12 protein-coding genes are annotated in these 11,896 nt (G+C 63.8%); 11 read left to right on the top strand and 1 reads right to left on the bottom strand.

Annotated features, from left to right (window positions below; all coding sequences use genetic code 11):
• Position 1: 1 nt before the first annotated feature.
• From SPH52_RS12130 to SPH52_RS12080, 11 genes are all read left to right on the top strand, one after another.
• Entirely contained in the window at positions 2–895 is an 894-nt protein-coding gene (locus SPH52_RS12130; RefSeq protein WP_411795270.1) for a carbohydrate ABC transporter permease, read from the top strand.
• Positions 896–911: 16 nt separating this feature from the next.
• Positions 912–1,184 carry a DUF2160 domain-containing protein gene (locus SPH52_RS12125; RefSeq protein ID WP_411795269.1) on the top strand — a complete coding sequence of 91 codons (273 nt, stop codon included), beginning with the start codon at positions 912–914 and terminating at the stop codon, positions 1,182–1,184.
• Between the two features lie 62 nt (positions 1,185–1,246).
• Positions 1,247–2,986: an ABC transporter substrate-binding protein gene (locus SPH52_RS12120; RefSeq protein ID WP_411795268.1), complete on the top strand. Its 1,740-nt coding sequence runs from the start codon at positions 1,247–1,249 to the stop codon at positions 2,984–2,986.
• Between the two features lie 162 nt (positions 2,987–3,148).
• The gene (locus SPH52_RS12115) at positions 3,149–4,831 is read left to right on the top strand and encodes a glycerol-3-phosphate dehydrogenase/oxidase (protein WP_411795267.1); all 1,683 of its coding nucleotides are present in this window, start codon (positions 3,149–3,151) and stop codon (positions 4,829–4,831) included.
• 85 nt (positions 4,832–4,916) lie between these two features.
• Positions 4,917–5,786: a carboxylate/amino acid/amine transporter gene (locus tag SPH52_RS12110; protein WP_411795266.1), complete on the top strand. Its 870-nt coding sequence runs from the start codon at positions 4,917–4,919 to the stop codon at positions 5,784–5,786.
• Between the two features lie 64 nt (positions 5,787–5,850).
• Positions 5,851–6,744, top strand: coding sequence for an NAD(+) kinase (locus SPH52_RS12105; protein WP_411795265.1), 894 nt, complete (start codon positions 5,851–5,853; stop codon positions 6,742–6,744).
• A 16-nt stretch (positions 6,745–6,760) separates the two neighbouring features.
• On the top strand, positions 6,761–7,747 hold the full coding sequence (locus SPH52_RS12100) for a metallophosphoesterase (RefSeq protein ID WP_411795348.1): 987 nt from the start codon (positions 6,761–6,763) through the stop codon (positions 7,745–7,747).
• 243 nt (positions 7,748–7,990) lie between these two features.
• Positions 7,991–8,839, top strand: a complete 849-nt coding sequence (locus SPH52_RS12095; protein WP_411795264.1) for a rhomboid family intramembrane serine protease — start codon at positions 7,991–7,993, stop codon at positions 8,837–8,839.
• 24 nt (positions 8,840–8,863) lie between these two features.
• The gene (locus SPH52_RS12090; RefSeq protein ID WP_411795263.1) at positions 8,864–9,148 is read left to right on the top strand and encodes a YeaC family protein; all 285 of its coding nucleotides are present in this window, start codon (positions 8,864–8,866) and stop codon (positions 9,146–9,148) included.
• A 49-nt stretch (positions 9,149–9,197) separates the two neighbouring features.
• Complete coding sequence (locus tag SPH52_RS12085; protein WP_411795347.1) at positions 9,198–9,995, top strand: DUF2797 domain-containing protein; 798 nt, start codon at positions 9,198–9,200, stop codon at positions 9,993–9,995.
• A 75-nt stretch (positions 9,996–10,070) separates the two neighbouring features.
• A complete protein-coding gene (locus tag SPH52_RS12080; protein ID WP_411795262.1) occupies positions 10,071–10,757 on the top strand; it encodes a glutathione S-transferase family protein in 687 nt (228 codons plus the stop codon).
• A gap of 29 nt (positions 10,758–10,786) precedes the next feature.
• Here the strand turns inward: SPH52_RS12080 and SPH52_RS12075 are convergent, their stop codons facing one another.
• Entirely contained in the window at positions 10,787–11,869 is a 1,083-nt protein-coding gene (locus SPH52_RS12075; protein ID WP_411795261.1) for a PA0069 family radical SAM protein, read from the bottom strand.
• Between the last annotated feature and the right edge of the window lie 27 nt (positions 11,870–11,896).

Raw genomic sequence — 11,896 nt, 5'->3', positions numbered from 1 at the left:
CATGACCAGCTCCGTACCGACCACGCCCGAAAGCGTGCGCCGCCAGGCTGCCGAGAGTGCCGCCAAGCGCCGCAAGCGGGCACGCTCCGTCACCATTCGCTGGCGTCGCCGCACGCTGCTCGCTCTCTATCTCGTCTTCGTGATGCTGCCGATCTACTGGTTGCTCAACCTGTCCTTCCAGACCAACAGCGAGATCCTGGGCACCTTCTCGTTCTGGCCGCAGAACTTCACCGCTGCCAACTATGTCCGCATCTTCACCGATTCCAACTGGTACATGGGTTACGTCAACTCGCTGGCCTACGTGCTGATGAACATGCTCATCAGCATTTCGGTAGCGCTGCCCGCCGCCTACGCCTTCAGCCGCTTCAAGTTCATCGGCGACAAGCACCTGTTCTTCTGGCTGCTGACCAACCTGATGGCGCCACCGGCGGTGTTCCTGTTGCCCTACTTCCAGCTCTACTACTCGGTGGGCCTGTTCGATACCCATATCGCCGTGGCGCTGGCCCACTGCCTGTTCAATATCCCGCTGGCGGTGTGGATCCTCGAGGGTTTCATGAGCAGCGTACCCAAGGAGGTCGACGAGACCGCCTACATCGATGGCTACAGCTTCCCGCGCTTCTTCGTCACCATTTTCCTGCCCATGATCCGCTCGGGGATCGGCGTGACGCTGTTCTTCCTGTTCATGTTCTCCTGGGTCGAACTGCTGCTCTCGCGCACCCTGACCGCGACCAAGGCCCAGCCCATTGCCTCGATCATGACACGCACCTCGACGGCATCGGGCATCGACTGGGGCACGCTGGCCGCAGCCGGCGTCTTGACCATCATCCCGGGCATCGTGGTGGTCTACTTCGTGCGCAACCACATCGCCAAGGGCTTCGCCCTGGGCCGGACCTGAAGGGGAGGACATCGCGATGGAATGGATGGTCTGGACGTTACCCACGGCAATCTTCTTCTCCGTCATTGCCGCGATACTGCTCGGCATGACGGCCTGGGAGCTGGCGTCGCCCACGGTGGAGCGTCGCGGCTTCCTGCCGATCGCCACCACCCGTGGCGACAGGCTCTTCATCGGTCTGCTATCCGCCGCCTATATTCACCTGGCCGTGGTCGGCTTTACCGAATTTTCGATTTGGTTTGCCCTGGGGGCTTCCGTCCTCTGGTTGCTGGTGCTGATGCGCTGGGGCTGAGCCAAGGCACTACGGACGATAACCATGTCACGGACGACAACCACACGCAGAACGAGGTCAACATGAAGAATAAAAGGATCCAACTGACGGCCATCGCGGGCAGCCTGCTGCTTGCGTCGGCCGCGCTGCACGCTCAATCCGATGATGCCCGCGCGATCGCCGAACGGCTGATCGACCAGCATTTCCAGAATTCCACGCTAACGCGTGAGGAGCAGATCGAGGAGCTGCTGTGGTTCGCACAGGCCGCCGAGCAGTTCCGCGGCATGGAGATCAACACCGTCGCCGAGGGCCTCACCACTCACGTCTGGGAGCGCGACGTGCTGGCACCGGCGTTCGAGGAACTCACCGGTATCCGGGTCACCCACAACATCATCGGTGAGGGCGATGTGGTGGACAACATGCAGACCCAGATGCAGACGGGGCGCAACATCTACGATGGCTATGTCAACGACTCGGACGCCATCGGCACCCACATCCGCTATGGCACCACCATCAACCTGTCCCACGCAATGGAGAACGAATGGGCCGACTATACGCTGCCCACCCTCGATCTCGACGACTTCATCGGTCTGCAGTACACCACCGGGCCGGATGGCAGTATCTATCAGTTGCCGACCCAGCAGTTCGCTAACCTCTACTGGTTCCGCTACGACTGGTTCCAGCGTGAGGACCTCCAGGAGCAATTCCGTGAGATCTACGGCTATGACCTGGGCGTGCCGACCAACTGGACGGCCTACGAGGACATCGCCGAGTTCTTCACCGAGCACGTTGGTGAGATCGACGGCCAGCGGGTCTACGGGCACATGGACTACGGTCGCCGCGACCCGTCGCTGGGCTGGCGCTTCCACGACTCCTGGCTCTCCATGGCCGGCATGGGCAGTCCCGGCATTCCGTTCGGCAACCCCGTCGACGACTGGGGCATTCGCGTCGACGAAGAGAGTCGCCCGGTAGGGGCCAGCGTCAGCCGTGGCGGGGCGACCAACTCGCCAGCCTCGGTATTCGCCGTGACCAAGATGGTCGAGTGGCTCGACAAGTATGCACCCCCCGAGGCCCAGGGCATGACCTTCGGCGAAGCTGGCCCCGTTCCGGCCCAAGGCAACATTGCCCAGCAGATCTTCTGGTACACCGCCTTTACCGCCGACATGGTCGATCCCAGCGTGGCGGTTACCGACGACGAGGGCAACCCCATGTGGCGCATGGCCCCGTCGCCCACCGGGCCGTATTGGGAGGAGGGCATGAAGGTCGGCTATCAGGACGTGGGTTCCTGGACCTTCTTCGACTCCACTCCTGAGGATCGTCGCACCGCGGCCTGGCTGTTCGGTCAGTTCACCACGGCCAAGACGGTCTCCCTGGAGAAACTGATTGCCGGCCTGACGCCGATTCGCGAGTCCGATATCTTCTCCGATCAGATGACCGAAATGGCACCCAAGCTGGGTGGCTTCGTCGAGTTCTATCGTAGTCCCAACGAGTCCATGTGGACGCCGACCGGGACCAACGTGCCCGACTACCCGCGCATGGCGCCGCTGTGGTGGCAGAACCTGGCTCCGGCCGTCAGTGGTGAAATCTCGCCTCAGGAGGCCCTCGACAACCTGGCCGGTGCGCTCGACAACATCATGGCACGCCTGGCGCGGGCCAACGTGTTCGAGGCCTACCCGCCGGTGCTCAACGAAGAGCGCGATCCGGAGTACTGGCTGTCGCAGGAGGGCTCGCCCAAGGCCAAGCTAGACGACGAGATGCCGCAGGGAACCACCGTGCCCTACGACCAGCTGATGGAGGAGTGGATGGCCGCCGGTACACGTTGACTGTCGGCGCCAGGCTCTGGCCTGACGCGCCTGGAAAACCTGGCGTACCGGCAAGGTGCGTCGGGTACGCCAACCGATTCGTGTAACCGGTAGCCCGTCCGGGGCATTCAGGCCCCGTTCGGCGCTCGCCGAACGGGGCTTTTGTCTTCAAAAGGTCCGCACATGGAACTGCGTAGCAGCAACATCGACAAGCTGGACGGTGAGGTCTTCGACGTCCTGATCGTTGGCGGCGGCATCAACGGCGCCTCGGCGGCGGCGGCCCTGGCCGGCAAGGGAGTGCGGGTCGCCCTGATCGAGCGCGGTGATTTCGCTGGCAGCACCAGCATGCACTCGTCCAACCTGGTGTGGGGCGGCATCAAGTACATGGAAAGCCGCGACTTTGCCTTGGTACGCAAGCTCTGCATGAGCCGCAACCACTTGATCAAGAGCTATCCCTCGACGGTTCAGGAGATCCGCTTCCTGACCACCATCAAGCAGGGCTTCCGCTATCATCCGCGCTATCTTTGGGCTGGCGCCTGGCTCTACTGGCTGATCGGCAATGGCTTCACGCGTATCCCGCGCTTTCTTTCGCCGGCGGCAATACGCGACTGCGAAGCCATCGTCGATACCCGCAGCGCCATCGGTGGCTTCGAGTACTCCGATGCCTACCTGCACGACAACGACGCTCGCTTCGTCTTCAACTTCGTGCGCGGCGCTCTCAACTACGGCGCCGTGGCGGCGAACTACGTGGAGTCGCTGGGTGCGCGAAGGGAAGGGGAGCGATGGATTACGCGAGCCCGGGACGTCATCAGCGGGCGAGAACTGGAGGTGCGCTCCCGGGTGCTGATCAATGCCGCCGGCCCCTGGGTCGATGAGCACAACGCCCTCACCGGCCAGGCCACGGATCATCGTCACCTCTACTCCAAGGGGATTCACCTGATCGTGCCGCGGTTGACCGACAGTCAGCGCGTGCTGGCGTTCTTCGCCGATGACGGCCGGCTGTTCTTCGTGATTCCCATGGGGCCGAGGACCTGCATCGGCACCACCGATACCCGAGTCGAACGACCCGAGGTGGCGGCGACCGAAGACGACATACGCTTCGTGCTCGACAATCTCAACAAGCGACTCGAGCTCGACAAGCCGCTGGGCAAGGAGGACATCATCTCCATCCGCTGCGGCGTTCGGCCACTGGCGGTCAAGGCCGAAGGCGATGGAGAGCGCGACTTCCTGCACCTCTCGCGCAAGCATGCCATCGATATCAATCAGCGCGATGCCCATTTGAGCATCTTCGGTGGCAAGCTCACCGATTGCCTCAACGTGGGTGAGGAGATCGTCGCTGCGGTCGGTGGCATGGGGGTCGAGGTGCCCTACCCGAGGCATCGCTGGTACGGTGAGCCGCCCGATCAGGTGCGCCGGGAGTTTCTGCATCAGGCGAAGCTGATGCGACTTGACGCCATGACGGCGAGCGAAGCCTCCGAACCGCTTTCGACCCGACTGTGGCGGCGCTACGGTACCCATGCGCTGGAGATGCTCGAGGAGATTCGCGAGGATCCACGCCAGGCCGAGGTGCTGATCGAGAGCACCGAGTACCTGCGTTGTGAACTACGCTATGCCAAGCGGCGCGAGATGGTCACACGGCTGGAGGATTTCCTGCGGCGACGCTCCAAGATTGCCTTGGTGGTACATGAAGAGGCGATGCGTCGATCCCCGGGACTGCGCGAGGCTTGCACGATCCTGTTCGGCGACGATGCCGACGCTCGCCTGGAGGAGTACTTCGCCACCACGCGGCGGGAGCGCGGCGAGGAACCTGTGAGGGCTAGCGATACAGGGTCTGCGTCGGTGGGCACGACAGCGCCCGGGGCCTGAGTCATGGAGGGGCTGGCGGTGGATTGAAGAGCGGCGCGATGGGGGTATAATCCCGCGTCAACCCAAAATCTCAAAGAGGTTAACCGTGGGCTATCTCATCGGCGTCACCGCGCTCTGGGCCTTCTCGTTCTCGTTGATCGGCGTCTACCTGGCCGGCCAGGTGGATAGTTACTTTGCGGTGCTGATGCGTGTCGGTCTGGCTGCCCTGGTGTTCCTGCCGTTCCTGCGGCCGAGACTGCTGGTAGGACGCCAGCGGCTGGCCCTGATGGGACTTGGTGCCGTGCAGCTGGGTATCATGTACATCTTCTTCTATCAGTCCTTCCTGCTGCTGTCGGTACCCGAAGTCCTGCTCTTCACCATCTTCACGCCGCTCTATGTCACGCTGCTCGATGACGCCCTGTTCGGGCGCTTCACACCGTTCTACCTGCTCACCGCCGCCCTGGCGGTGCTGGGTGCGGCGGTGATCCGCTACGACGGCATCGACAGCGGCTTCTGGCTGGGTTTCCTGGTGGTTCAGGGGGCCAATTTCTGCTTCGCCCTGGGCCAGGTAGGCTATCGCCGCCTCTCCGTGGCGCTGCCTGCCGAACTGCCACGGCACAGTGTCTTTGCCTGGTTCTACCTCGGTGCCCTGGTCGTGGTGCTGCCGGCCTTCGCCCTGCTTGGCAACACCGCAGCGCTGCCCACCACCAGCGTACATTGGGGCGTGCTGGCCTGGCTGGGTCTGGTGGCTTCGGGACTCGGTTACTTCTTCTGGAACCTGGGCGCCACCCGGGTGGATGCCGGGGCGCTGGCGATCATGAACAACGCCCTGATCCCCGCCGGGCTCGCGGTCAACCTGGTGATCTGGAACCGCGATGCCGATCTGGGGCGGCTGGCCCTGGGTGGTGCGATCATCGTCGGCTCGCTGGTACTCAACGAGTGGTGGCTGCGTCATCGCGCGCCTGCCGCTGCCTGAGCCGCGTTTGCCCGCCCTGACCCCAGCCTCCATAATGAGCGCCGATGATCCGAGAGGCCAGGGCATGCAAAAAGAGCACGACGGGTTCAAGAACATCGGTCTGATTGGCCGCCTGGGCAGTACCAAGGTGGTCGAGACCCTCAAGCGCCTGCTGCGCTTTCTCGACGAACGAGGCCTCCACGTCATCGTCGAGGACCGCACCGCCACCGTGCTGCTCGACCATGGCCATCCCGAAGCCAGCCGGCGAACCCTCGGCGAACTCTGCGATCTCGTGATCGTGGTAGGGGGCGATGGCAGCCTGCTCGGTGCCGCCCGCACGCTTTGCCACAGCGGCACTCTGGTGCTAGGCGTCAATCGTGGGCGGCTGGGCTTTCTCACCGATATCTCTCCCGATGAGCTGGAGGAGCGCGTCGGCCAGGTGCTGGACGGCCAGTTCGAAGTCGAGGAGCGCTTCCTGCTCGATGCCGAACTCTATCGCGACGGCACTTTGGTCGGCAGTGGCGATGCCTTGAACGAGGTGGTGCTGCACCCGGGCAAGGCGGTGCGCATGATCGAGTTCGAGCTCTTCATCGACAAGCAGTTCGTCTGCAGCCAGCGCAGCGACGGCCTGATCATGGCCACCCCAACCGGTTCCACTGCCTATGCACTTTCCGGGGGGGGCTCGATCATGCATCCCAAGCTGGACGTGATCGAGCTGGTGCCGATGTTTCCCCATACCCTGTCCAGCCGGCCCATCGTCATCGATGCCGCCAGCGAAATCCACGTACACATCGGCGAGACCAACCAGACCTATCCTCACATCAGCTGTGACGGCCAGACGCGCGCTGTGGCCAAGCCGGACGACGTGCTGGTGGTGAAGCGCAAGCCCCAGCGGGTGCAACTGGTACACCCCCTCGGCCATAACTTCTACGAGGTCCTGCGCAGCAAGCTGGGCTGGAGCAACCGGCTGGGGGATTGACGTGAAGCAGGCGGCAATAGAAGGCTACGACCTGATCGGTGACGTGCATGGCTGCGGGGCAACCCTCGCCGCGCTGCTCGAGAAGCTCGGCTACCATCAGCGCGGCGGCGTCTACCGGCATCCGCGACGCCAGGCCATTTTCCTTGGCGACCTCATCGACCGCGGCCCGCGGATTCGCCTGGCCGTCAGCATTGCCCGGCGCATGGTGGAGGAGGGCGAGGCGCATATCGTCATGGGCAATCACGAATACAATGCGCTGGCCTACTGCCATCGTGCGCCGCGCCGCCTGGGGCGTGAGTGGCTGCGCGAGCACTCTCCGCGACACAACCGCATCATCAAGGAAACCCTCGATCAGTACCGCGATCATCCGGCGGAGTGGGACGAGACCCTGGCCTGGTTCATGGAGATTCCTCTGTACCTGGACTTCGGCAAGCTGCGGGTCGTGCATGCCTGTTGGGACCAGGCGCTGATCGAGGCGCTGGATCGCGAGTGCCCGGGTGGCGTCATCGACGAGCCGTTCCTGCAGCAGTCAGTGGCATCGGACACGCTCGCCTTCCGCGTACTCGACCGGCTGACCCGCGGCGTGCACCTGCCGCTTCCGCCTGGTGTGGAGATCCACTCCGGCGACGGCTTCACCCGGCGCAGCTTCAGGGCACACTTCTGGGCGCGCGAACCGCGCACCTGGGGCGACGTGATCTTCCAGCCCGACAACCTGCCCGACGCTCTGGAAGAGCGCGAGCTGAGCGCATCCGAACGGGCTCGCCTGCCCCACTATGGGCTCGACCAGCCGCCGCTGTTCATCGGTCACTACTGGTGCGAGGGCATACCGGCCTTGCCGGCGGCCAACATCGCCTGCCTCGACTATAGCGCCGTGAAGTTCGGGCGCCTGGTGGCGTACCGCTGGAGCGGCGAGCAGCGGCTGGACGCCAATCATTTCGTCTGGGTGAGGGTGCCGCAGGAGGAGGCGGCGAGGCCTAGGCCCTGGGAAATCGATTTCGATTGAGAGAAGCGAGACGCGCTACAAACTTTTACAACTTTTTTTGTCGCGATCCTGAACTTCCTTTCGCTTCGCCCATCAGAATAGGTGTTCCCTTGAATGATCCCTTGCTCTTGTCCGGCGGCCCCCCTTCCGCCGGATTTTTTATGCATGCTGGCGACCTGGGTTGGAGATCGGTTTTGAGACGGGTTTGAGAAAAGAACCGCCGCAGCGCAAGATGCACCTTACAGGATAGTTCAGGAATATTTCATGTACCGCATCATGTTGTTTCCCCACGAGACGGACACCCGCGAGCTTCGCCGAGCGTTGTGGGCCAACCGGATCGGGCATCGCTTCACCGAGGAGGCTGAAGGCCAGGTCCTGTGGCTGGCCGACATGGAGCAGCATGACACCCTGATGCAGTTGCTGACACGCTGGCAGCGTGGCGAGCGCATCATGCCGGAACGGCGTCACCGCTCGGCTAGTGGCGCTACCCTGGCCGCTTCCCTGCGCCAGGCGCCGGTCACGGCTGCGGCGCTGGGCATTTCGCTGTTGGTCTTTGCCCTGATGTACCTGCTCGGCGACATCGTGGTGGCCATGCTGACCATCGTGCCGGTCGCGGTCGTGGGCGGTAGCCTGTCCTTCGGAAATCTGACCGATGTGCTGACCTCGGGGCAGGTGTGGCGGTTGCTGTCGCCTGCCTTTATCCACTTTGGTTGGATGCACCTGATCTTCAACATGATGTGGCTGTGGTACTTCGGGCGCCAGGTGGAAACGCTGCAGGGCAGCGGACGTATGCTGGCGATCCTGCTGGTGGCCGGTATAGGAGCCAACCTGGCTCAATACGCCACTGGCACCGTCCTGTTCGGCGGCATGTCGGGCGTCGATTTCGCCCTGCTCGGTTACGTCTGGTTGATGTCGCGCCGGGCGCCGCGGAGTGGTTTCTTCGTGCCGCAGATGCTGGTGGTCTTCATGCTCGGCTGGATGGTCTTCACCATGACCGACATGGCCGGGGCGGTAGGTTTCGGCAACGTGGCCAACGAGGCGCATCTGGGGGGGCTGGTCGTGGGGTTGGCGATGGGGTGGTATTATTCGGGCCGTGCCCGCCGCCTTCCCTGAACCGCTATTTCAAGAGAATCTCCAATGAGCGATATGACCTTCGAGCGCATGATCCGGCAGATGACGCCTGCCATCTACGACAGTCTCAAGCAGGCGGTGGCGCTGCGCAAGTGGCCCGACGGGCGCATGCTGAGCGCGGAGCAAACCGAACTCTGCCTCGAGGCGGTGATCCGCTACGAGCACGAGAACAACGTGCCCGAGGAGCAGCGGGTCGGCTACCTGCAGCAGCGCACCTGCGGCAGCGCCAGCAGTGGTGCCGATGTGCCGCCCGAGCTGGCGGGGTTGGCCCGGGATGCCTCCCGTGATTGAAAACGGTCTGATCGAGGTGGCGGCAAACGTGCAGGGCTGCCTGAGCAAGATGGCCATTGCGCCCGGCGAACAGGGCGGTGCGGTGCGCTATACGCTGCGCGCCGGCGAGCATCGGCTCGATCTCAATGCGCGCCTCGGCCAGCCCCTGCAGCTGACCTGGAGCGGAGCGATCGCCTGTACCCATTGCGGCCGGGCGACGAAGAAGAGCTTCGCCCAAGGCTACTGCTACCCCTGCTTCAAGAAGCTGGCCCAGTGCGATACCTGCATCGTCAAGCCCGAGACCTGCCACTTCGATGCCGGCACCTGTCGCGAGCCGGAGTGGGCCGAGCGCCACTGTTTCCAGCCCCATGTGGTCTACCTGGCCAATTCGTCCGGGCTCAAGGTCGGTATCACCAGGGGGACACAAGTTCCGACCCGCTGGCTGGACCAGGGCGCGGTGCAGGCATTGCCGATCCTGACAGTCGAGACACGCCAGCAGTCCGGCCTGGTCGAGATGCTGTTCAAGGAAGAGGTGGCCGACCGTACCAATTGGCGCGCCATGCTCAAGGGTGAGGTAGAGCCGCTCGACCTCGTAGCGGAACGCGACCGGCTGCTGGCCCGGCTCGAGAGCGGGCTCGGCTCGCTGCGTGAGCGCTTCGGTCACGATACCATTCGGGTGATCGATGAGCCGCCGGTCAGCTTTGACTATCCGGTACTGGAGTTTCCGCGCAAGATCGTCTCGCACAATTTCGACAAGAAGCCCGAGGTGGCCGGTACGCTGTTGGGCCTCAAGGGGCAGTACCTGATCCTCGATACAGGGGTGATAAACCTGCGCAAGTTCACTGGCTACGAGATCGCCGTATCCTGAGGCTTCAGTGCGCGTGGCAGGGAGGTGTAATGGCAGGCTATGCTGTCGTTTCCTTCCCCTGCGACGAGTTCTGACATGTATCGCCTGCATATCGCCAACAAGAACTACTCTTCCTGGTCGCTACGCCCCTGGGTGTTGATGCAGCAGTTGGGTATTCCTTTCGAGGAGTCCCTGACCCCCTTCGAGCCCGAATCGAACTGGATCGCGTTTCGTGCGTTCTCGCCGTCCGGGATGGTGCCCTGCCTGGAAGATGGCGAGCGCGCCGTATGGGAGTCGCTGGCGATCGTCGAATACCTGGCCGAGCGTCATGCGGGCGTATGGCCCGTCAACGACGAGGCGCGCGCCTGGGCGCGCTGTGCCAGCAGTGAGATGCACGCCGGTTTCGCCGCGCTGCGCAGCTTGTGTCCGATGAACTGCGGCCTGAGGGTACGGCTGCACCGCATGCCGGACGCTCTCGCGCGCAACCTGGCCCGTATCGATGAGCTCTGGCAGCAGGGCTTTACGCGTTTCGGCGGCCCTTTCCTGGCCGGTGATACTTTCTCGGGGGTGGATGCCTTCTTCGCCCCAGTGGCGTTTCGCGTGCAGAGTTTCGGGCTCGAGCTCAGTGCGCCCTCGATGGCATACGTCGAACGGCTGCTGGCACTCCCCGCCATGCAGCAGTGGTACGAGGCGGCGCTGGACGAACCGTGGCGCGAGGCGGGACACGAAGCCGAGGTGCAGGAGAATGGCACCGTCGTTGAGGATCTGCGCCGCCTTTCCTGACACCCTTCGGGCTGGTTTCCTGCCCCGGGTCAACTGAACAGGTCGCCCTGCTTGAGGGGCGGCTTGAAGGCCATGGTATCGAGCTGGCGCGCCTCGCGTTTATCGGGGTCGTTGAGGCCGAGGCGCCGGCACGCCTTGTCGAAGCGCTGGGCGATGAGCTCGGCGAATATCCCCTCACCGCGCATGCGCTTGCCGAAGCGGCTGTCGTAGTCGGCTCCGCTGCGGCACTGGCGTATCAGGCTCATCACCTTGCCGGCCCGCTCCGGGTAGTAGGCCTGAAGCCAGTCCTCGAACAGCGGTGCCACCTCGCGGGGCAGGCGCAGCAGTGTCCAGCCGGCTGATTCTGCCCCTGCATCTCGGGCCGCCTCGAGCAGGCGCTCCAGCTCATGATCGGTCAAGCCCGGAATCACCGGCGCGACCATCACGCCCACCGGTATGCCGGCACTTCTCAACCGCTCAATGGTACGCAGGCGCGCGGCAGGCGAGGCGGTGCGCGGTTCCAGGCTGCGCTTGAGCTCGGTGTCCAGGCTGGTGAGGCTGATCGACACCCGGGCCAGGCGCAAGTCGGCCAGCTCGGCGAGCAGGTCCAGGTCGCGCAGTACCAGCGCGCTCTTGGTAATGATCGAAACCGGATGACGGCACTCGAGCAGGAAGGCAAGTATCTCTCGGGTGCTGCCGCGCTCCGCTTCCAGCGGCTGATAGCAGTCGGTGTTGCCGGAAAGCGCGATGGGGCGACACACGTAGCTGCGCTTGCAGAACTCCTCCCGCAGCCGATCGACCAGGCCGCTGCGGGCAATCAGCCGGGTCTCGAAGTCGATGCCCGGTGACAGATCCCAGTAAGCGTGGCTGGGTCGTGCATAGCAATAGATGCAGCCGTGCTCGCAGCCGCGGTAAGGGTTGAGCGAGCGGTCGAAGGGAAGGTCGGGTGAGTCGTTCCAGGAGAGTGCGCTGCGCGCCTGTTCTTCGCTGACCACGGTGGCCAGGCGCGTCGGCATGTCGTCTTGCCACCAACCGTCGTCCTCCGTCTCGCTATGGGTCGGGTGGAAACGGTTGTCGGGGTTATAGGTGGCGCCGCGACCCTTGCGCGGCTGCTTTTGGTCGAACCGAGGCATGAGTCAATCCCTTTTGCTGTATTTATG

The sequence above is a fragment of the Halomonas sp. A29 genome (genome assembly GCF_046723295.1).
GTDB lineage: Bacteria > Pseudomonadota > Gammaproteobacteria > Pseudomonadales > Halomonadaceae > Halomonas.
The sequence above is the reverse complement of the archived record's forward strand: the minus strand, read 5'-3'. Positions and strand labels throughout refer to the sequence as shown.

Coding starts and splice junctions, on each gene's coding strand:
- SPH52_RS12085 (WP_411795347.1), top strand. CDS start 9,198: ATGGCCATTGCGCCCGGCGAACAGGGCGGTGCGGTGCGCTATACGCTG.
- SPH52_RS12095 (WP_411795264.1), top strand. CDS start 7,991: ATGTACCGCATCATGTTGTTTCCCCACGAGACGGACACCCGCGAGCTT.
- SPH52_RS12125 (WP_411795269.1), top strand. CDS start 912: ATGGAATGGATGGTCTGGACGTTACCCACGGCAATCTTCTTCTCCGTC.
- SPH52_RS12090 (WP_411795263.1), top strand. CDS start 8,864: ATGAGCGATATGACCTTCGAGCGCATGATCCGGCAGATGACGCCTGCC.
- SPH52_RS12105 (WP_411795265.1), top strand. CDS start 5,851: ATGCAAAAAGAGCACGACGGGTTCAAGAACATCGGTCTGATTGGCCGC.
- SPH52_RS12115 (WP_411795267.1), top strand. CDS start 3,149: ATGGAACTGCGTAGCAGCAACATCGACAAGCTGGACGGTGAGGTCTTC.
- SPH52_RS12130 (WP_411795270.1), top strand. CDS start 2: ATGACCAGCTCCGTACCGACCACGCCCGAAAGCGTGCGCCGCCAGGCT.
- SPH52_RS12075 (WP_411795261.1), bottom strand. CDS start 11,869: ATGCCTCGGTTCGACCAAAAGCAGCCGCGCAAGGGTCGCGGCGCCACC.
- SPH52_RS12120 (WP_411795268.1), top strand. CDS start 1,247: ATGAAGAATAAAAGGATCCAACTGACGGCCATCGCGGGCAGCCTGCTG.
- SPH52_RS12080 (WP_411795262.1), top strand. CDS start 10,071: ATGTATCGCCTGCATATCGCCAACAAGAACTACTCTTCCTGGTCGCTA.